This is a genomic window from Dongshaea marina (genome assembly GCF_003072645.1).
Lineage (GTDB): Bacteria > Pseudomonadota > Gammaproteobacteria > Enterobacterales > Aeromonadaceae > Dongshaea > Dongshaea marina.
The window spans coordinates 3,707,509-3,727,569 of the sequence record NZ_CP028897.1 but is presented as its reverse complement, the minus strand read 5'-3'; the positions used below and the strand labels follow the sequence as shown (position 1 = coordinate 3,727,569).

Below are 20,061 nucleotides of genomic sequence, written 5' to 3'. Positions count from 1 at the left end.
GAGTGCTCCGGGGTTGAGGGTACAAATATGTTGCCGGGGCGGCAAGCAGGCCCGGTCGTGCCCCTGATTCGTGGGGCACGTCCCTAAGAGCGATATTTAATCCCGGCTCAGGTAATTCGCTTCGCCGACCCACTTATAGCTGGTCAGGGCTTCCAGTCCCATGGGGCCACGGGCGTGGAGTTTTTGGGTTGAAACGGCCACTTCGGCGCCTAAACCAAACTGGGCACCATCGGTGAAGCGGGTCGAGGCGTTGACATAAACGGCTGCAGAGCCGGCACCATTGATAAAGCGTTCGGCGTTGCCAAGGTCGTTGGTCAATATGGTATCCGAGTGTGATGCATTATGCTCACGCAGGTGCATCAGGGCTTCATCGACATCCGCAACCAGCTTGACCCCAAGTTGAGGGCCGAGCCACTCCCGATCAAAATCCCCTTCGACGGCGGCTGCAAGCCTTGGATAATATCCCTCCAACAGGGCATGGGCCTTGGGCTCAGCAATCAGCTCAAGCTCAGAGTCCTCCAGGAAGGCTGCAAGCTTAGGGAGAAATTCAGGGGCGATCTCCTGGTGCACCAACAGGGTATCCAGGGCATTACAGGCCGCGGGACGGTGCAGTTTGGCATTTTTGATCACCGGCAGGGCCCGCTTTTGATCGGCGCTGGCATCGACAAAGCCGTGGCTTATTCCAAAGCCGCCGATGATCACCGGAATGGTACTCTGCTCTTTACACAGTTGCTGCAGGTGTTGACCACCGCGAGGGATGATCATGTCCACATAGCGGTCAGCCTTGAGCAGCTCGCTGATCAGGGCGCGATCCGGGTTCTCGATATACTGCACCGCATCTTCGGGCAGCCCGGTACTACGCAGGGCCTGTTTGATCACCCGTACCAGCTCAAGGTTGGAGTGAAGGGTCTCTTTCCCGCCACGTAGGATACAGGCATTACCGGTTTTAAGGCACAGGGTCGCAATATCTATGGTGACGTTTGGACGCGCCTCATAGATCACTCCAATCACGCCCAGGGGCACCCGGCGGCGGGTGAGGCGCATGCCGTTTTCCAGGGTTCGGGAGTCTATGCTGCTGCCAACCGGGTCGGCCAGCGAAACCACTTTGCGAACATCTTCAATGATTCCACGCAGTCGCTCCTCCGTCAGGAGCAGGCGGTCCAGCATTGCCTCATTGGTGCCAGCGGCGCGGGCTGCACTCATATCCTTCGCATTAGCGGTTAATATTTCGTGTTTTGCGATCGCCAGCTCATCGGCGATTGCCATGAGTGCCCGGTTTTTCTGGGCACTACTCAGGGTAGCCAGCTGGAAGCTCGCCTGTTGGGCGGCTTGCGCCTGCTGTTCAAGGTTCATGCGTCATCCTTTAGAGTAAAACGAGATCATCCCGGTGGATCGCAACGGATCCAAATCCATAGCCGAGTAATGACTCAATCTCCGTCGAGTGGTTGCCTTTGATCTGTCCCAGCTCATGGCTGGAATAACGGGTGATCCCCCGTGCCAGCTCCTGGCCACAGGGAGTGATCACCTTGACGGCATCGCCCCGATGGAAGAGTCCTTCAATGTTTACTATCCCCTTGGGAAGCAGGCTGCTTCCACTATGTTTCACGGCACTGACCGCGCCGGTATCAACATGGATCTCACCACTCGGTGGTGGTCCCGCAAGAATCCAGCTCTTGCGGCTCTCAAGAGGGGTCTGCTCAGCAAAAAATCGGGTGCCAACCCTTTGCTCCCGGGCAAGGCGCAGGATCACTTCCGGAGACTGACCACTGGCTATCACCACATCGATACCGGAGCGACGAGCGAGATCGGCAGCCTGGAGCTTGGTTGACATGCCTCCGGTGCCCAGGCCACTGACACTGTCACCGGCCAGAGCGCGCAGGGTGTCGTCTATGGTCTGTACTTCCTGAATCAGGGTGGCGTTCGGATCCTGTCTGGGATCGGCGGTGAACAGGCCTGGCTGATCGGTGAGCAGGATCAGCAGGTCGGCATCAGCCAATATGGCGGCCCGTGCCGACAGATTGTCATTATCTCCGACCTTGATTTCGGTAGTGGCAACCGCATCATTTTCATTGATGACCGGAATGATACGGTGACGGATCAGGGTTTGCAGGGTATCTCTGGCATTGAGAAAGCGCTCTCTATCCTCAAGATCGGCACGGGTCAGCAACATCTGTCCAATATGCAATCCGTAAAGGTTAAAGAGATTCTGCCAGGTTAACATCAGCTGGCTCTGGCCCACGGCGGCCAGCATCTGCTTGTTTGAGATGGTGGAGGGCAGGGGTTTGAATCCAAGATGCTCGCGTCCGGCAGCGATCGCGCCGGAGCTGACAAGGATCAGCTGATGCCCTTCGTTATGGAGTGCTGCACACTGGCGAACCAGTTCAACCATGTGTGCCCGGTCAAGGCTCTGAGTACCACCCGTGAGTACGCTGGTTCCCAACTTTACTATGATGGTTTTACGCTGCATCACGCTCTCAAATATAAAATTTGTGACTGACCCTCCCTTTTACCGCTAAAAAAGACCAAGTGCAATCATTTTTTGTGCAATTGATGGTTTTTTTGAAAAGCTTTTCACCCTTGTCACAGCAGGGCTGAGTCCCATTAAGTGGAGGTTTACATTTTTTTCCAATTTGATAGATTGGTGTTCGGATGAGGCTTTTGAGCCTGTTAAATATGGACTGATGGAGAGGCAGATGAACGAAATGGAGCTCTTATCTGCAGAGCAAATGGATGCTTGCCCTGAGGCATGGAATGATTCAGAAAAAGCTCTGCTACCCCCTCAATTGATCGACTGGCGTGACAAGCTTTGCCTACGCTTTTCCGGCACTCTTAAAAATGAACAGCTTCTTTATATTGGGGAGCCGGCACGGGTGGTTATCCGCTTTGAGCCGGAGTTGGTTGCGGTTTACACCTCGAATTTCAGAAAAGATGAGTCACACAACATTCACCTGCAGCTTGAGCTCCAGGGAGGCGTCAGCGTGGCAGAGGGGGAGCTGCAACAGCTACAATTGCTGGTGAAGCAGGCTTTGGATAGTCGAGGCCGTCATTACCTGCGCTGTAGTGGCTGCGGGCAAACCCTACCGAAAGAGTATCTTGAGCGTCTCGAAGATGCTGCAGTCTGTCGTCGCTGCGTCGATAAGCGCTATCAACAGATTTAACGACCTGGATGGCGGGGTGGCCAGTTCCCCTCGGTTGCCCTGCTATTCTTCCAGAATAAACCCCTTAAGTAGCAGTGCCTCAAGATCATCGGCATACTCCTGATGCGTATCGTTTGGGATCAGCAGTGCCAGCTCGTTGCCTATGGGAGTAAAGCGATAGTAGATCAATCTGATCTTTTTATGCTTAGGGCGCAGCAACCAGCTGGTTTTCTGGTAGACCAGCTTCACTCCCTGTGAATTGACTTCTCCGGACTCGAGCTCGCTGGCATGAATCAGCCCAAGATCGGCAAGTTGCAGCAGTGAATTGAAAGGGAGCCGATATTTCCCCAGGGTGAGTTTGTGGGTTTCCATGCGTTGCAAAAATCCGGAGTCCTGATGATAGCCCTGCATCAGTTTTAATCCCTGATCGCCTCCGTAATGGCTACTTAGCTGGCGGGCTCGTTGAAAGGTACGGGCTTCCCTGAGAGTCATCTGTTGTAATACCTTCATACTCTTCACCGAAAAACTCCCCGGGGTTGCGATCTCTTTTGCCAGAATTCGTCCCCAAAGCTGCTGCATGGTCGGGGCTGCAACCTTTTCAACCAGTGACAGAAAGCAGGTGAGCCAGTCGGGATCTATCTCATTGGCTGAGTTATCATCGCTCTGGCGAGCTGCCTGAGCCATGATCAGCTCCAGGTTTTGCTGGCTGGCTCTTGCTTCCAGTTGCAGGCGATACTGGGTTCGCTCCTCCAGCGAGATCTGAGTCCGACCTGTGATCTCGGCATCGATTCCCCGCCTGCGAGCGATTTCTGTCACTTTTTCCTTGGCGGTGAGTAGATGATGCTCTGTTCTGGCTGGGGTCTTGCTCATATCGACACCGGATAAATGATCTTCCTTGCTTAATTATTATGCAAATCTGCGAAGCATCCAGATGAAAGCTAAGGGTTTTTCAATTTTCTGATGGTGCTGTGAGATGCACCGGCTAACAGGGGAGTTCCGATTCACTCTTCACTGAATTCATTTTTATCCTGGGAACGGTGGATTTGCAGCTTAACTACATGAATGTCGGGGTCGCCCGACAGCGAGCCAGGATGACCCATCCTGCGGATAGCTAATTACAGCTACGCTGTATTTGCCGGGGTGCCGGCAGCACATTACTTTTGTACCGCCAAAAGTAATCAAAAGCTCACTCCGCACGATGGGTCCTCCATCGACCTGCGTGGCTCGGCGATTATCAGGATGATAACCGCGATTGAAGGATAGCCGGGACATGGATGTTCCGTCTGTCCGTTAGTGAATCTGATGAATCATGAGGATGAAGCAAATTCCGGGGTGTCCTTGGGAGTGAAGAGGGTACTGGACAAGCAATACCCTTTTCCCGCCGGCCGCAGGTCAAACCGAATTAATTGTGCAAGGTCACAGGCTAAGAGCAGGACCCGGTTCGTCAGGCTATGGGTGTCAGATGTGACAGTTTTTGTCTGGATTAAAATGTAGCAGTATGTCCACCTCTGAGAGCGACAAGGAAAGTGAGATGGACTGGCTCTATGAAGCGAAATTTAAAATAGCGGAAGCGGTTCAGAGTGCGATCTGGGATAAAAGAGAAGCCGTTAATCTGCATATAACCGATGAGGGAGTGATTGAGCTGCATACTCACCCTCTGAAAGTCACAGTAGCGGCGAATGGACTGGCTATCGACGAGAAAAGGATCTATTACCCGATAGGAAGAGTGGCAGTAACGAGCTTTAGCTGCTTTGTCTCGGGGATGGTACATATTACTCGGGATGATCCGGATCCAGTAACCATTGCCGAGGAGTTAATTAATAAACTTGAACTTAAGCTGTTAGCTTGTGTTTGAATTGAGCTTTCAGGGATGACTTACAATACCCGGATTTATAGATGAATGATTCCGAAATCAGCAAGTTGTCAGATCTGACATCTTTCAAAAAAGATCCATTGTGTTAAAAAGTGACTAAGGCTCAATCAGGCAGAAGATTAAACATGAAAGATACAGGGGATTTGATTCAGGAGTCACTGGAAAGTGTCGGCCGGGTATATGAAAAAGCCTTTGACGATCTACTCGATATTCGAGCAACCCATCAACTCAATGAGATGACTGACTCAGATAAAATGCGTTTTATTTGCGGTTATGTCGAGGCGGTGACAGAGCACCTCAAAGCAAAACGCTCCTCCTATAAATAGGTCGGGGGGCTTCTAAGCAAAGGGATCACTTCTGTTTATCCAGTCGATTTCGCGGGAAGTAGTAAGTGGATTGATAGACTCGGACGTTCACCGCAATAACTGAGAGATCAACCACCTTTCCCTCAGATGAATAGGAGGTCGAGGTGATCTGTAGCAGGGGGTCCTGATCCGGGATCTCCAGCATCCTGGCCATCTCTGGCTCGGCTAGGATCGGGGCAAAGGATTCATGATGACCTTCGATAATCAGACCCGCTTCCTCTTCAATAAATCGAAACTTTGAGCCCTGCATATGAGCCAGGCTCAGGGTTGGAAACAGCTTAGCAGGCATATAACTATCTTCAACCTGGCGGGGTTTATCCTCCACAAAACGGATCCGCTGGATGTAATAAATCTTCTCTCCAGGCTCCAGATGTAGTTTGGCGGCGATGCTGAGCGGAGCCGGAATAACTGAAAACTGAGTGACCCTGTTTTCGGTTTTTTTTCCAATCAACTGCATGTGCTCGGCAAAGCTATTGAGTCCGTGAATCGTGTGTTGCACATCTTTTTTCAGGATATAGGTACCACTGCCCTGTCTGCGCTCCAGCAGTCCCTCCTCAACCAACAGGCTAATCGCTCGCCTCAGGGTCATTCGGGAAACCTGGTAGTGGTTGGCCAGAGATTTTTCACTGGGCAGGGCATCTCCGATCCGGTAGTGATCGGAATTAATCCGCATCCTGAGTTTACGGGCAAGCTGTTGGTAGATCACTTTTATACCTAAATGAACTGAATTCTTGTGAAATTGAGCCGGAATTATAAAAATTTAATCATAGTATTCATATAGTTATAAGTTCGTATCTCAAATTATTAAATGGAGATCAAAATAGATCTAATAATCTGCCAATAAATAGACCACTTTGAGTGGAAACCTTCCGTGATTCAGATCACGTTCTGTGGTTCAGCCAAAGGGGGTGGGGGAGGGAATTTCTTAAGCTGCCTGCAACTTCTCGCGAAATATGACCAAAGAGACGCGGGGATCGACAGCACTTAAGGAGCGGCTATGAAACAGTTTTCGGTGGTGATTGCAGGTGGAGGCAGTACCTTTACTCCAGGGATTGTGATGATGCTTTTGGATAACCTGGAGCGTTTTCCCATCAGGACTCTTAAGTTTTATGATAATGACGGAGCACGCCAGGAAGTGATCGGTGAGGCTTGCAAAATCCTGCTCAGGGAGCGGGCTCCGCAGATTGAGTTTTGTTACACCACAGATCCACAAATCGCCTTTAGTGATGTGGACTTTGTGATGGCGCATATTCGGGTGGGCAAATATCCGATGCGTGAGCTGGATGAGAAGATCCCCCTGAAATATGGAGTGGTAGGCCAGGAGACTTGTGGCCCGGGAGGGATCGCTTACGGGATGCGCTCGATAGGAGGGGTACTCGAGCTGGTCGACTATATGGAGAGATACTCACCCGATGCCTGGATGCTCAACTACTCGAATCCGGCAGCGATTGTCGCCGAGGCAACGCGCCGGCTTTGTCCGAACGCCAGGATCCTAAATATCTGTGATATGCCGATAGGCATTGAGGGCAGGATGGCGCAGATCCTGGGCCTTGAGTCGCGTAAGGAGATGGAGGTGAGCTACTATGGCCTCAATCATTTTGGCTGGTGGAGAGCGATTCGTGACCACCAGGGCAATGATCTGATGCCAAGGCTCAGGGCTCATGTTGCCGAGCATGGCTATATTCCGATGACCGAAGCTGCCCATCACGAGGCCAGCTGGTGTGAAACCTTTGGCAAAGCCAGGGATATCTATGCTCTGGATCCCGAAACCCTTCCTAATACCTACCTGAAGTATTACCTGTTTCCCGATGAGGTGGTTGAGCATTCAGATCCCCACTATACCCGGGCCAATGAGGTGATCGATGGTCGTGAAAAGCAGGTGTTTGGTCAGTGCCGGCAGATCATTGAGCGGGGCAGCGCGCAGGACGCTGAACTTGAGGTGGATGAGCATGCCTCATACATAGTGGATCTGGCCCGGGCCATTGCACTCAATACCAAGGAGCGGATGCTGCTGATCGTGCCCAACAAAGGGGCTATCCATAATTTTGATCCCGATGCCATGGTTGAGATCCCTTGCCTGGTAGGCTCCGGGGGACCCGAGCCCCTGCAGATAGGTGATATTCCCAATTTTCAGAAGGGGATGATGGGGCAGCAGGTGGCGGTTGAGAAGTTGGTGGTTGATGCCTGGATTGAGGGTTCTTACCAGAAGCTGTGGCAGGCGGTGTCCCTATCCAAGACAGTACCCAGTGCGACAGTCGCTAAGTGTATTGTCGATGAGCTGCAGCAAGTCAACCGTGACTATTGGCCTGAGCTTAACTGATAGAAGTCAGATCTGATCTCAGAGCATCCTGGATCGCGAGCCAGGATGCTCTGCTTATGCCAGAGCGTTTCCCTAGATAATCTTTTCCAGTTCAGCCTCCCTGCTTCTCGCTACGTTGCATTGCAACTCCACCCTTGCTGCAGAAGGTCAGCTTAACAAAGCTCAAAGCAGCACTTGAACTTGAGCGGCGCGAATAGCTACCCGGATTAAACCAAAAATTCTATAAGTGTCTGTTATCGGTTGTGAGTCCTGGGTTCAGCCATCACCAGCACCCTGTAATTCTGTATCTTTTGCATGAGATTCTTTTCCTGAACTGTGCTTTTGAAACCAACAGATTTAAATCAGCAAAGCATACATCATGCCGACAAAAATGGACTCATCAGAGTGCCATCTTACCAGGGGGTCACTCATCTCTTGGAAATTTAGTAGTGACGACATCTTTTTAGGAGTTTTAGTCCCTGCGGATTGGTAGATTATCTTTATCAGAGTACAGAAAGCTCTAATCTGATTTCTTATTTTATCTGCAAGTTATCGCATTCATTTTTTATTAGCTGGTCATCCATTGTTTTAAATGAATGCAATGACTCTTAAATATATAAGAGAGTGCAACATGCAAAGTATACAACACACCAATAATCCGGTTCAGCAGGCATATTCCTCACAAGCAGCCTCCTCAGGAAGCTTGGATATGAACTCAATGTCCATTGATAATGTTCTTCAGTTTGTTGTTCGTACCCTGATGGAGACTCGGGATAATGCAGCTCGATCTATCCAGGGGTTGATGGCGACTGTTCAGGCAAATAACAAGGCGGCAAGCGATATTCAGAATGAGGCCAGTGCCGTCCAGGGGCTCACCGAGGGTAAGTGGGGGGGAGCTATTGTCGATAAGCCAACCTGGTCAGTGGATAAGGCTGATAACACTATCCATCTGGATGGTGGCTATAGCATCACCTTTGATAAGGGAGAGCAAAGTGGCAATAGCCAGTGGCAGATCCATGGGCCAGATGGTAAGACGGTTACCATTTGGGGGATCCTCACGTAGATACCAATGAGGATGGAAATGCTGATTTCGAATTTTATCATCAGTCGACCTTTGTACTAAAAGATGGTACGAAAATTACAGTTGGGCTAGAGGAGTCTGAAAATTCATGGGAAAAGGGGCACTATTTATCTGCTAATCTGACGATCACCAAAGGAAATCAATCTGTTAAGGTTTCTGGAGTAAATCATGGGCATAGTAAGAGCAACCCTAATCAAACCTTAAATATTGGTGATGTCACCCTCAATGGCTTTAATGATGATGCCAATACTAAAGATGGGGACATCTATCAGATGGGGAGCAACACCAGCGAGTGGAAAAAGTATGATGCAAATAGCACCTATGTTCCCAAATCAGAGGTCCAGGGAATTATCGATACACTAAAAGAGCAGGGAGTGAAACTCAATGGTGAGGATCCTCAGTCTTGGCTTGATGGTAAATCAGGAGACTACCTGAAGAAGGCTGACCTGGTTGAGCTGAATGGCTATCTGAATCAGGCGGCATCCGATGCAAACCAGGTAGGGCAGAATCAGCAGACGATGCTCTCACAAAATGTGCAGAACCTTGGGAATATTCAGAAAAATATTTCAGCGGTACTGAGTAAATTGATAGATACCCTGAAAGATATTATTGGAATCGTTCGTTAACAGTCGCTGACTAACCGCTCAGTAAAAAGTTACCCGCCCAAATAAAAAGAGGAGCCTGGACAGGCTCCTCTTCTCGTTCCTCAGCTCTGTGAGGATTAAGCAAACAAGCCGTAGATAATCGCAGAGATGGCAACCAGACCCATCAGGGTGATGAACACATTGCTCAGCTTGCCTTTATAGGACTTAAGTGCCGGGATGCGGTGAATGGCATACATAGGCATGATAAACAGGATCATAGCGATGACAGGGCCGCCCAGGGTTTCAATCATTCCCAAAATACTTGGGTTGATGGTGGCGACGATCCAGCAGCTTAGCAACATGAATAGCACAACGAAACGCTGCAGGTTTTTCTCTTTAACCGTCTTCTTCGAATTACGCAGGTGCTTCACTATGATCCCGTGTAAACCCTCGCTGGCTCCAAGGTAGTGCCCGAGGAAGGACTTGGAGATAGCGATGAAAGCCACGATAGGGGCAGCATAGGCCAGTACCGGGGTTGAGAAGTGGTTGGCAAGGTACGAGAGGATACTGATATTTTGTGCCTTGGCCTCGGCAAGATCTGCAGGGTTGAGGCTCAGAACGCAGCTAAACACAAAGAACATCACGGTTGCCAGCATCATGATGTGGCTGTACTTGAGGATGCGAGAGCTCTTGTTATCGGCGCCCTTGCCATAGCGTTGTTTTTGATCCACGGCGAAGGAGGAGATGATAGGGGAGTGGTTAAAAGAGAACACCATCACAGGGATGATAAGCCACATACTCATCCAGAACCCATCTTCTCCGGCTGCACTGCCGGTTAAACTTGCCTGAGTGAAAAGCTCAGTGCTCCAGTTTGGGATAAGATACAGCGCCAGCAGCATCAGCACCGCCACAAAGGGATAAACCAGGATGCTCATCGCCTTGACGATCATCTGTTGGCCGAAGCGGACGACTCCCATCAGTGCCAGGATCAGCACCAGGGAGAGAATGATCCTCGGAGGCGCAGTCATCCCCAGTTGGTGTACCATGAAGCTTTCGGTGGTGTTAGTGATAGCCACAGAATACATCAGCAGGATAGGCCAGATAGCCAGGAAGTAGAGAAGGGTGATCACCTGACCTGAGACCCGGCCAAAGTGCTCCTCAACCACTTCGGTAATATCATCTTTCTTTGACGAGCCTGATAAAACAAAGCGACACAGAGCCCGGTGAGAATAGTAGGTCATAGGAAAAGCTAAAACCAGCATCACCAGCAGCGGCCATAATCCACCAATACCGGCATTTATCGGCAGGAATAGAACGCCTGCTCCAATTGCTGTGCCATAAAGTCCCAGCATCCAGGTTGTATCCTGTTTTTGCCAGTTCTTACTATGCGTAGTAGCGACTTCAACCTGGGTTTCAGCCACGTTGGCGGCTGATTGATGTTCTATTGACACAGCGATTACCTCTTGAGTTTGTGTTGCTGTTTCACGGTTAAACTGAGTTTCATTATTATTTTGTTATTGGTGGCAGATAAATTAATCCGCAAGCGTGGGTTTAAGACTGAAAACAGGACTTTTAAAATCAATATGTTTACATTTCAAACCATCCGGTTACATATTTTTTTGCCATTGGACGAGGCAAGAATAGTCAAATAGCCAGGGTGTATTGTATGAGTTGTGTATGTGTTTTATGACGGTTTGTGACAGGGGGATAAGCCTTTGTAGACTTGTGATTCTGATCACGTTTTAATTCAATTATAAGTATGCGATACCTGAAAAAGTGTGCGTATAGTCATGCGGAATAAGACTTAAATGAATCGATGAGAAAATAATCAGATTGGTCTCCATGATTTCATGTGCTTATTCAGAACTCTGCAGATAAACAGGGTAGCTCCAATTGAGCTCATCATAGGGAGAGAGTGATGCCTAAAATATTATTTGTGGAAGACAGTCGTTATCTTTTTGAGCTGGTTAACAATCCATTAACCGAGTTGGGATATCGATTGCTTCTTTATCATGGTTCGAAACAGATAGAGCAGGAGATTATCCATCATCATCCGGATCTGGTTGTTTTAGATACCAGCCTCAAAGGGAGGGATAGTCTGAGGCTCTGCCGGTCAATCCGCAGTCAGTATAGAGGGGGATCATGGTGGTGGCTCATACTCAAAACTGGCTCTATCAAGTCGAAAGCCTGGAGCAGGGAGCAGATGATTACCTGAAAAAGCCGGTTAACCCGGAAGTCCTGCTAGCGCGGATTAAGGCCTTTATACGACGCTGCGAGTGATTAAACGGCGTTACTTTGCTTCATGTCATAAATCGTCATAAATACACAACATATTACCTACAGAGAAACTGACAGACCTTCGATATGCTGCATACTGTTGAGTGAAGATTAATTTCAGGTAGTGATATATTTTCAGTAGAGTGATTAGAAGCGATAAAAATAATGAAAAGTAAGTATTATCATTTAAGGCATATGCTCAGGCCGAAACCATGAAGCTTAAGTTTTTCTTATGTGTGACTTTATTATTATCTCTTTCAGCTTGCCAGAGAGCGGAAAGAGAGGGGGAGCAACACCATGGACATCAATATCATAAAAATCATCTGCCGCGAAAGCAGGATAGAGATATTGATGCTGAGGCCTACTGTCTGGATAAATTAATCACCAAAAGAATATCGATATATACAAAGTACCGTAATCAAATTGAGCATAAATATATACACTAAGAGAGATGGAAATCTTATCTATCAAGTTTAGGTTTAAAAAGTATGAAATATAAATACTGGTCAGTTGTACTGTTCCCGGTAATCCTTCTTATTTCTGGTTGTAATGGTAGTGGGGATACATCCAATAATAATATAACAGCAAAGAGTTCTGTTCTGGTACCTGATACGAACTATGCCTTCACTCAGGAAAAGTTGGATGATTTACTCAGGGAAAGGAGAGAGTTTCTCAATAGTGCGACCTTGGATTATAAGGTACCTGGGAAGAGCATTAAAAAATATCAGATCAAATATGGGATGGAGGCTTGGAAAGGGCAGGCCCTACTCATGTTTAAGCAGGAGCAGGATCCAGAGGCCTCGGCTCTTGTCATGCAAGTTCCGATGCAGCCAGATGAAAAAAGTGAATGTTACTTATGGAATGAGGGAGATTCAGACGATCAGCGCCGGGTGTTTGATTGTTCGATAGAGCGCACCTCATCTATGGATGGTGAATCCATAGATTTTATCAATGTTCCAGACTCTGGCGGTTTGGGTTATGCGATAAGTTTACCTTTTCACAAGGATCTGACTGGAATTGGCTCAGCTCGTTTCACTGTAACAGGTGATAGTACAGGTGTTTATTTGATCCGCTCTAGCAATCCTTTTGCTAAGCAAAACGTGGAGTTTACGACTCTTGGGGTTAGCTCCTACCTTGATATTGCGCAGATCCTGGAAAGCAAAGGGATAAACCAAAATATTACTTTGGAATTTGATAACTTTGTTGGTGGCTCAGTTGATGATGATATCAATATGTACACCGGCCTGATGCTGCGTGAATATGAGGTGAAGACCCGTCTATCAGCCAAAGGATCAGTGGCTTCCGGAGGGGTTGATCTCTTCTCTGCCGGAGTGGAGCGCAGTGTAACTCTAAAGAAGAATGGTTTTTCGATCGCTGACAATCAACGATTTGGAGTTCACTCCTGGGACGATGAGGATGATAAAAAACAGGCAACAGATTATCCGTTAAACCATCCTGCCCATAGCCCTCAGGCGACCTACTTCAAGCGGATGCTGGGTGATAAGGGTGTGCCTTTCTATCTCTTCACCATAAAAGCAGCGCCAGCAGATGGCATGCACTATATGACCCGAGCTGAGTTGGATCGCTATCAGCTAATTACGCAATATCAATAGCCAGAGCTGAGTTGGCCGCAGTGTGCTCCTGTTAACGGGGGCACACGCCGGTAAACTGCATCAGGTTTATAGCCCCATTGATCCCGATGATCAGCATCTGGACTCCCATCACCGCCATAATCAGCCCCATGATCCGGCTGATAAATCGAATGGCATCACGGCCGATCAGTTTCATTAGCTGGCCGCTAAATACAAAGACCAATCCGGTAATGATGCAGACCAGGGCAAAGGCACTGATGGCTGCACTGACCCCGCTGAATCCTTGTGCGGTATAACTCATGGCGGCTGCAATCACCCCTGGCCCGCCAATGGCAGGGGTTGCCAGCGGAAACAAAGTGATTTTACTCGCATGCTCCGGATTACTCTGCAGTTCGTCGCTGCTGGTTTTGCTATAGAGGAGTTGCAGCCCACAATAGGCGATGAGGCTACCGCCAACGATTCTAAGGGCCGGCAGGGAGAGGCCAAAGGCCAAAAAAAGCAGTTTCCCCAGGATGCAGAAGGTCGCAACAATCAAAAAGCCGGTGATGGCAGATTGAATGGCAACCTTTTTCTGTACTCGGGCTGGCATCTCGGCGGTCAACCCGACGAACAGCGGCAGAGTCGACAAGGGGTTCACAATGGCAAACAGGCTGAGAAAGGAGGTGAGGGTAATGAGCAGAAACTGGTGCATGGCAGCATTCCTATCTGGGCTTGGAGCAATCTCCTCGCAAAGGCTGCGGAAGCCTCTGCGAGGATTTCAGAGGTTAGGAGCTATGAAAACGTGCGGTAAAGTGGCGAAGTAGTGGTGGCTCATAGCTAAAACTCAGGCCCCGGATACTTTCAGCCCTGCGTTTAACGGCTGCCAGGCAGCTTGCGACATACTCCATATGGTTGTTGGTGTAGACCCTGCGTGGAATGGTCAGACGCAGTAGCTCAAGAGGCGATTCCTTTTGCAGGCCGGTCGCCGGGTCGCGCCCGAGCAACAAAGAGCCTATCTCAACCCCACGGATCCCACCCTCCAGATAGAGCGCGTTGGCTAGTGCCTGGGCTGGGAACTTATCGCCCGGGATATGCGCAAGCAAGATTCTGGCATCCACGAAGACCGCATGCCCACCTGTTGGATATTGGATGGGAACTCCCGCCTCAAGCAGTAGATCTCCCAGGTATTTAACCTGACCGATCCGGTAGCTCAGGTGATCCTCATCCATTCCCTCTCGCAGCCCAACCGCCAGAGCTTCCATATCCCGGCCTGCCAGTCCGCCATAGGTGACAAACCCCTCCTGAGGAATACAGCGAACCTGGACCTGGCGGAACAACTCTTCATCGCTACGGATACAACATAGGCCACCGATATTGACCATGGGATCTTTCTTAGCGGACATGGTGAGCATGTCACCATATTGGTACATCTCACTGATAATCTCAGCCACGCTCCGATCCTGATAGCCGGATTCACGCTGCTTGATAAACCAGGCGTTTTCACAGTAACGGGCGGAGTCGATAACCACAGGGATCCCATGGCGCTGTGCGATCTGGTAAACGGCGCGCATATTTTCCATCGAGACAGGTTGCCCCCCGGTACTGTTACAGGTCACTGTGGTGATGATGGCTGCGACATTTGCGGCGCCATGTTCAGTGATGGTTGCCTCCAGCTTGCCAAGATCGAAGTTGCCCTTCCAGTCATAGGGAGAGGTGGTGTCATAGGCCTGAGGGGTTGCAACATTGATCGCCTGGGCACCGTTGAGCTCAACATGAGCGGCAGTGGTATCGAAGTGATAGTTTGAGATAAAGACCGGATTTTGGCAGCCCCGTTGCTCTATGATCGCCGGAAACAGGATCTGCTCTGCACCACGGCCCTGGTGAGTCGGCAGAACATAACGATAGTTGAAGATCTCCTGTACCGTCTCCTGCAGGTGATAATAGTTGCGACTGCCTGCATAGGACTCATCGCCCATCATGAGTCCTGCCCACTGTTTATCACTCATCGAGCCCGTGCCTGAGTCGGTCAGAAGATCGATAAACACTTCGTCACTTCGAAGCAAAAAGGGGTTGTAACCCGCGCGCTCAAGTGCCTGCCGGCGTTGCTCTGCACTGATCATTTTGATGGGCTCAACCATTTTGATGCGAAAAGGCTCAGGTATACGCTGCATAATCATTCTCCGTAAAGATAGATCTTGCCTGTCCCGGTGAATTCCGGGCGTGGCTATTTAACAAATTTGTATGAAAGGGATAGAGCGGAGTCTTTTCACTGCCCGGGTTGATCAGCGCTCAGCAAAAGCCACCTCGCAGTGAGGTTCAATGGATCAACAGCGCAGGAAAAAACGTCCTGGAATCAGGCAGAAGGGAAGTCGTGTGACAGGCGAAAATCTATGTTGTACCAGCAAGCCACCATCAAGGGGCAGGTGAAGTAAAATCCAAGTCCTTTGGACATCATTGAATCTCCGAAAGAGGTTTCAACTAAAGACCCGATGAGGATACTGCTCTTTTGAGTCTGGATGTGTGAGAGGTTTCACAATCCGAACACAGAGGGGGAATTTTGTGCGCCGAGGGAACTAAACAGCGACGATCTGTGCTGATTTGAATAAAGATGCGGATAGCTCTCCTGCCAGAAAAATCCTGTGCAGGCTCAACCCCACCATAGGCGCTCTGGAGTGGCGCTCAAGTTATCCCTAGGCTTAGCATAACTTCCGGGGCTCACTTTGTTTCGGCTGATTTCGCGGCTTCCATCCCACGCTTTTCATTGATCGTGAATAGCAGGACAAGGCCGAGCATAAAAAATAACAGGGTTGAGAGAATCGATAGTTGATGATCGCCATCTGTCATATAGTTGATAAAGCCATAACTCAGGGGGCCAATGATGGCAGCTAACCTGGCGGAGGCTCCCCAGAGACCGAAGAACTCAGCGGTTCTTGAGACCGGGGTAAAGAGTCCAATCAGGGCACGACCGGCAGATTGGCTTGCTCCCATTGCCAGGCCAATCAAATTCCCCGCGACCCAGACGGCGATCGCTTGTTTGGAAAGGTAGATAATCAGCACCGCCAGACACCAGAGCAGCAGAGTGATGGATAGAGTTCGAACCGATCCCAGGCGATCCTGAATAAAGCCAAAGAAAAATGCGCCAATGGCGGCTGTGACATTCACCACCATGATCAGGATAATAATCTCCTGTGAGTTTAACCCCACCACCTCCTGGGCATAGATGGCCGCCAATACGATCACCGTGCTGATCCCGCACTGGTAGATAACCAGGGTGATCAGAAAGCGAAACAAGTCTTTGAAGTGAGCCGCTTCATGCAGGGTCTGCCTGAGCCGCCCCAGGCTTTCCATGAACAGGGAAACCCCGATATGTCCCGGAGATGGCTGGGCGCGCTCGCGCAACCATAAAAAGGTTGGGATCACCGATAGGGCAAACAGCAGGGCAACAATCAACATGCACCCCGGGACGAACTGCTCGGCCGTCAGACCATGCTGCTCGGCCCAGGCGATATAACCCAGGCAGATCCCAAGGGTCAGTAGCCCCCCAAAATAGCCCAATCCCCAGCCATAGCCTGAGACCTTGCCCATCATTTTCTTATCGCAGATCTCCGGCAGGAAAGCGGCAATCAGATTTTCCCCGCTGGCAAACATAACGTTGGCTAAAATCACCAGGGTCATCGCCAGCAGAACATCGCCCGGGCCGGTAAAAAAGAGCAGGGCGGTAAACAGGATGCAGCCAAGGGCGGTTGCCAGCAGCAGCCTTTTTTTAATCGCCAGCTGATCGGCGATCGCCCCCAGAGCCGGTGCACTGATGAGGACGATCAAATTCGACAGGCCCACAGCTATGGTCCACAGAAAGGTTGCGGCGCCCTGGGTTGAGGCCGCGATCACCCCGACAAAATAGGCGTTGAAGATGGCGGTCATCACGACCGTGGTATAACCCGAATTGGCGAAGTCGAACATCGCCCAGGAAAACAGCTCCCGGCGACCCGCCGGGGCACTGCGCTGTTGTGTTCCATGCTGCTGTTGATTGATCATTGCATTGACTCCGTGAGATCCGGTTCTTTGCATCGGCTCAGGATCACCGCCCTTGCGCGATCTCTGAGTTTCAGGGCCGCGCTCCAATCTGTGCCCTGTGGCTCCAGAGGCGTATCTATGGTGACCTCGAGCCCCCCCCGCCTTGGAAACCAGGAGATATCGCGAAGCTTTGAGCGGGCTCCGTGGATGGTAATCGGGATCACCGGCAGCTTTGCATCAACCGCAGCGATGAAAGCCCCCAGGTGAAATTTATGCAGGCCTGGCATGCGATACAGGGTGCCCTCCGGGAAAAAGAAAAATGAGCGGCTATTTTTGGCATCAGCTGTAATGCGTCTGGCGTCGGCGAGCCCCTTGCGGGTGTCGAAGCGTTCGACGAACTCACAGCCCAGCCTGGAAAGAAAAATACGCGCAAACAGATTTTGCTTAAGCTCCGCCTTGGCGACGAAACAATAATCGATGGGGACTGCACAGATCATCAGCAGGCCATCAAGATAACTGGTGTGGTTTGATACCAGAATACAGGGGGTCTTTTGAGGCAGGTTTTCTCTGCCTTTGATCGTCAGGGAGGTTCCTGTCAGGGCCATTAGTAACCGGGCACCGCCCCTGGCAATACTCCGACAGATGCGTCGATTGGGCAGTAAAGCGGTCAGACACCAGACCAGTGGAGCGATAATCGCCGTGACCAGCCATACATAAGCTGCATACAGGAGGTCCGAAGCCGTGCGGCGAATGTTTTTCAGCCAGGATTTGATACCTGCCAGTGACAGCCGTAATAGCTGCCACCATACCGCACGTTGCCGGGTCGCCAGTTCACCGCGCTGATAGAGCTCCCGGCTCGCGGCTCTGCGGATCTTGCCGCTGGAGGTTTTGGGGATCGTATGGGGTGGGGCCAGCAGTATCTCGTCGGGGGCCGTCCCCAGCAGGTCGACGGCAAGCTTAATGATCCTGAGCTTAAGCTGCTGCTTCTGACTTTCAAGTTGTTCACGAGTTTCTGCAAGTACGATCAACTTTTCAGTTGCACTGCGACGATCGGATGCGGCAAAGACCGCGATACAGCCCTTACGGATCCCCGGGACTGTAGCGATCGCTTCTTCCAGTTCATGGGGGTATATATTTCGTCCGGCGCGGATAATAATGTCTTTGACTCGACCGGTCAGAAACAGCTCGCCGCCGGCCAGGTACCCCCGATCTCCGGTTGCTAACCATTGATCATGAAGCAGCTGCCGGGTCTTCTCCGGATCCTGATAATAGCCACAGGTTGCCGAAGGGCCCTGGAACTCCAGAACTCCCTCTTCACGTTCAGGGAGCTCCCTGCCAAAGCTATCAATAATTCGGATCTGGTGACCGGGCAAAGGCTGGCCAAGCCCCACCATTTGGATCACATCTTTGTCATCACCCGCCGCAGGTAAGGCTTTACCGGTGCGCTCCAGTGGTTCCCGCTGGATCCGTTCAATCCGCGGCAAACGTCCCAGTGGCGGGAAGGTCAGTCCCACCGAACACTCTGCCAGGCCATAGCTGGGGGCCATTGCCTCGGGACGAAACCCGTACTGGGCGAACCGCTCGCTAAAGCGGCGGATGGTATTGGCGGCGACCGGTTCAGCTCCGTTCCATGCCTGGCGCCAGCAACTGAGATCCAGCCCCTGTAGATCGGCGTCATTGATTTTATTCAGACACAGCTCATAGGCAAAGTTAGGGGCGGGGGAGAGTGTCCCCCGGTGTCGATGAATGGCCCAGAGCCAGCTTTGGGGCTTTGACAGGAACTGCAACGGCGACATGATCACTAGGGGGATCCCATGGTAGAGGCTGCCTAACCAGGCTCCGATTAATCCCATATCGTGATAAACCGGCAACCAGCTCACCGTGATATCAGCGGAGCTGGCCTGGACAGAGCGTCCTATGCCCCGTACGTTGGCCAGAAGGTTGGCATGGGTCAGCATCACTCCCTTGGGGTTGCCCGTGCTACCCGAGGTGTATTGCAAAAGGGCTATTTCTGAACTTTGGGCCGGGCCAGCCGAGACTGGATGCCCGGTTAATCTGAGTTCAGAAGCTGTCATGATCTTCTTTAGCAAAGGCAGCTGAAGTTTAAGGAGCCGGCATAGCCCCTTCGCTTTTTGCACTGTGATAAGAATGCGCACCTGGGAGTTTTGCAGGATTTTTGCGTGGCGCAGCATATGATCTTCAATCTGTGACAATCTGGCTGGTGGGTAGATGGGGACCGGGATACCCCGGGCAAGAAGAACCGCGAAAAAGCTGTAAAAGTAATCACAGCTGGTCGGTAGCATGATCGCAACCGATTGTCCCGGCTCCAGCCCAAGCTCAATAAGACCGGCGGCTATCTGCTCGGCTTGCTGTTTCAGGGATTGATGACTGACCTCCAGCAGCTGCCCGGCGCTTTCGTAGACATAGAGATGGGGTCGCAGTGGATGAGACTCCAGGTGCCAGTCGAGCACCTGTTGCAGGGTCTGGGCATGGGAGGGAGAGGCGTCGGTGTGCGGCAGCTGGATCTGTTGTATCTCCTGCTCCGAGCCTTGAGCCGAGTCTTGTCCACCGGCACACAGAAGCTGGCGCAATAGATCTCTTGGAGTCTCCATATCCGCCAGTATTTGCTCCGAAAGAGTGATTCCGAACTCTTGCTCAACTCGCTGCAGTAGCTCGCTACGGGCAAGGCTATCCAGCCCAAGATCACGGTCAAAGTCGCTGTCAAGCTGTGGAGGAGGCAGATGAACCTGCCCCTGTCGCAGATCGAGCATCAGCTTTTGGACCGTATTCAGCAGCCTTTGCGCGCTTTGTTTGGGGTCAAGTTCGGAGGGCCTCCTGACATCGAGCGGCATGAGTTCGT

The 20,061-nt window shown here is 50.8% G+C and carries 17 protein-coding genes; 8 read left to right on the top strand and 9 right to left on the bottom strand.

Annotated features, from left to right (window positions below):
- Positions 1 to 96: 96 nt before the first annotated feature.
- A complete protein-coding gene (locus DB847_RS17435; protein WP_108651853.1) occupies positions 97 to 1,353 on the bottom strand; it encodes a glutamate-5-semialdehyde dehydrogenase in 1,257 nt (418 codons plus the stop codon).
- 10 nt (positions 1,354 to 1,363) lie between these two features.
- Complete coding sequence (proB, locus tag DB847_RS17430; protein ID WP_108651852.1) at positions 1,364 to 2,467, bottom strand: glutamate 5-kinase; 1,104 nt, start codon at positions 2,465 to 2,467, stop codon at positions 1,364 to 1,366.
- 226 nt (positions 2,468 to 2,693) lie between these two features.
- Here proB and DB847_RS17425 point away from each other — a divergent pair, with 226 nt between their 5' ends.
- On the top strand, positions 2,694 to 3,158 hold the full coding sequence (locus tag DB847_RS17425; RefSeq protein ID WP_108651851.1) for a hypothetical protein: 465 nt from the start codon (positions 2,694 to 2,696) through the stop codon (positions 3,156 to 3,158).
- Positions 3,159 to 3,200: 42 nt separating this feature from the next.
- On the opposite strand, the gene DB847_RS17420 is transcribed toward DB847_RS17425, so the two are convergent.
- Positions 3,201 to 4,007: a TIGR03899 family protein gene (locus tag DB847_RS17420; RefSeq protein ID WP_108651850.1), complete on the bottom strand. Its 807-nt coding sequence runs from the start codon at positions 4,005 to 4,007 to the stop codon at positions 3,201 to 3,203.
- Between the two features lie 661 nt (positions 4,008 to 4,668).
- Between DB847_RS17420 and DB847_RS17415 the strand changes: the two genes are divergently transcribed.
- A complete protein-coding gene (locus DB847_RS17415; protein WP_108651849.1) occupies positions 4,669 to 4,992 on the top strand; it encodes a hypothetical protein in 324 nt (107 codons plus the stop codon).
- Positions 4,993 to 5,135: 143 nt separating this feature from the next.
- Complete coding sequence (locus DB847_RS17410; RefSeq protein ID WP_108651848.1) at positions 5,136 to 5,336, top strand: hypothetical protein; 201 nt, start codon at positions 5,136 to 5,138, stop codon at positions 5,334 to 5,336.
- 25 nt (positions 5,337 to 5,361) lie between these two features.
- On the opposite strand, the gene DB847_RS17405 is transcribed toward DB847_RS17410, so the two are convergent.
- Positions 5,362 to 6,081: a GntR family transcriptional regulator gene (locus DB847_RS17405; protein ID WP_108651847.1), complete on the bottom strand. Its 720-nt coding sequence runs from the start codon at positions 6,079 to 6,081 to the stop codon at positions 5,362 to 5,364.
- Between the two features lie 291 nt (positions 6,082 to 6,372).
- On the opposite strand from DB847_RS17405, the gene DB847_RS17400 reads away from it, so the two are divergent.
- The 3 genes from DB847_RS17400 to DB847_RS17390 all read left to right on the top strand — a co-directional run bounded on the left by DB847_RS17400 (position 6,373) and on the right by DB847_RS17390 (position 9,381).
- Positions 6,373 to 7,695: a 6-phospho-alpha-glucosidase gene (locus DB847_RS17400; protein ID WP_108651846.1), complete on the top strand. Its 1,323-nt coding sequence runs from the start codon at positions 6,373 to 6,375 to the stop codon at positions 7,693 to 7,695.
- 610 nt (positions 7,696 to 8,305) lie between these two features.
- Positions 8,306 to 8,737: a hypothetical protein gene (locus DB847_RS17395; RefSeq protein WP_108651845.1), complete on the top strand. Its 432-nt coding sequence runs from the start codon at positions 8,306 to 8,308 to the stop codon at positions 8,735 to 8,737.
- Complete coding sequence (locus DB847_RS17390) at positions 8,719 to 9,381, top strand: DUF1521 domain-containing protein (RefSeq protein ID WP_108651844.1); 663 nt, start codon at positions 8,719 to 8,721, stop codon at positions 9,379 to 9,381. Before DB847_RS17395 ends, DB847_RS17390 begins: the two co-directional genes overlap by 19 nt.
- 95 nt (positions 9,382 to 9,476) lie before the next feature.
- On the opposite strand, the gene DB847_RS17385 is transcribed toward DB847_RS17390, so the two are convergent.
- Complete coding sequence (locus tag DB847_RS17385; RefSeq protein ID WP_407644425.1) at positions 9,477 to 10,790, bottom strand: HAAAP family serine/threonine permease; 1,314 nt, start codon at positions 10,788 to 10,790, stop codon at positions 9,477 to 9,479.
- A 467-nt stretch (positions 10,791 to 11,257) separates the two neighbouring features.
- On the opposite strand from DB847_RS17385, the gene DB847_RS17380 reads away from it, so the two are divergent.
- On the top strand, positions 11,258 to 11,554 hold the full coding sequence (locus tag DB847_RS17380; RefSeq protein ID WP_108651842.1) for a response regulator: 297 nt from the start codon (positions 11,258 to 11,260) through the stop codon (positions 11,552 to 11,554).
- A gap of 550 nt (positions 11,555 to 12,104) precedes the next feature.
- A complete protein-coding gene (locus DB847_RS17375; RefSeq protein ID WP_108651841.1) occupies positions 12,105 to 13,229 on the top strand; it encodes a hypothetical protein in 1,125 nt (374 codons plus the stop codon).
- A 31-nt stretch (positions 13,230 to 13,260) separates the two neighbouring features.
- On the opposite strand, the gene DB847_RS17370 is transcribed toward DB847_RS17375, so the two are convergent.
- From DB847_RS17370 to DB847_RS17355, 4 genes are all read right to left on the bottom strand, one after another.
- Entirely contained in the window at positions 13,261 to 13,899 is a 639-nt protein-coding gene (locus DB847_RS17370; RefSeq protein WP_108651840.1) for a MarC family protein, read from the bottom strand.
- Positions 13,900 to 13,972: 73 nt separating this feature from the next.
- Complete coding sequence (locus DB847_RS17365; protein ID WP_108651839.1) at positions 13,973 to 15,358, bottom strand: tryptophanase; 1,386 nt, start codon at positions 15,356 to 15,358, stop codon at positions 13,973 to 13,975.
- 544 nt (positions 15,359 to 15,902) lie between these two features.
- Positions 15,903 to 17,222 carry an MFS transporter gene (locus DB847_RS17360; RefSeq protein WP_108651838.1) on the bottom strand — a complete coding sequence of 440 codons (1,320 nt, stop codon included), beginning with the start codon at positions 17,220 to 17,222 and terminating at the stop codon, positions 15,903 to 15,905.
- Positions 17,219 to 20,053: an AMP-binding protein gene (locus tag DB847_RS17355; RefSeq protein ID WP_108651837.1), complete on the bottom strand. Its 2,835-nt coding sequence runs from the start codon at positions 20,051 to 20,053 to the stop codon at positions 17,219 to 17,221. The genes DB847_RS17360 and DB847_RS17355 overlap by 4 nt, the downstream gene beginning before the upstream one ends.
- Between the last annotated feature and the right edge of the window lie 8 nt (positions 20,054 to 20,061).

Coding starts and splice junctions, on each gene's coding strand:
- DB847_RS17375 (WP_108651841.1), top strand. CDS start 12,105: ATGAAATATAAATACTGGTCAGTTGTACTGTTCCCGGTAATCCTTCTT.
- DB847_RS17365 (WP_108651839.1), bottom strand. CDS start 15,358: ATGCAGCGTATACCTGAGCCTTTTCGCATCAAAATGGTTGAGCCCATC.
- DB847_RS17425 (WP_108651851.1), top strand. CDS start 2,694: ATGAACGAAATGGAGCTCTTATCTGCAGAGCAAATGGATGCTTGCCCT.
- DB847_RS17395 (WP_108651845.1), top strand. CDS start 8,306: ATGCAAAGTATACAACACACCAATAATCCGGTTCAGCAGGCATATTCC.
- DB847_RS17415 (WP_108651849.1), top strand. CDS start 4,669: ATGGACTGGCTCTATGAAGCGAAATTTAAAATAGCGGAAGCGGTTCAG.
- DB847_RS17420 (WP_108651850.1), bottom strand. CDS start 4,007: ATGAGCAAGACCCCAGCCAGAACAGAGCATCATCTACTCACCGCCAAG.
- DB847_RS17360 (WP_108651838.1), bottom strand. CDS start 17,222: ATGATCAATCAACAGCAGCATGGAACACAACAGCGCAGTGCCCCGGCG.
- DB847_RS17380 (WP_108651842.1), top strand. CDS start 11,258: ATGCCTAAAATATTATTTGTGGAAGACAGTCGTTATCTTTTTGAGCTG.
- DB847_RS17435 (WP_108651853.1), bottom strand. CDS start 1,353: ATGAACCTTGAACAGCAGGCGCAAGCCGCCCAACAGGCGAGCTTCCAG.
- DB847_RS17355 (WP_108651837.1), bottom strand. CDS start 20,053: ATGCCGCTCGATGTCAGGAGGCCCTCCGAACTTGACCCCAAACAAAGC.
- DB847_RS17400 (WP_108651846.1), top strand. CDS start 6,373: ATGAAACAGTTTTCGGTGGTGATTGCAGGTGGAGGCAGTACCTTTACT.
- proB (WP_108651852.1), bottom strand. CDS start 2,467: ATGCAGCGTAAAACCATCATAGTAAAGTTGGGAACCAGCGTACTCACG.
- DB847_RS17410 (WP_108651848.1), top strand. CDS start 5,136: ATGAAAGATACAGGGGATTTGATTCAGGAGTCACTGGAAAGTGTCGGC.
- DB847_RS17370 (WP_108651840.1), bottom strand. CDS start 13,899: ATGCACCAGTTTCTGCTCATTACCCTCACCTCCTTTCTCAGCCTGTTT.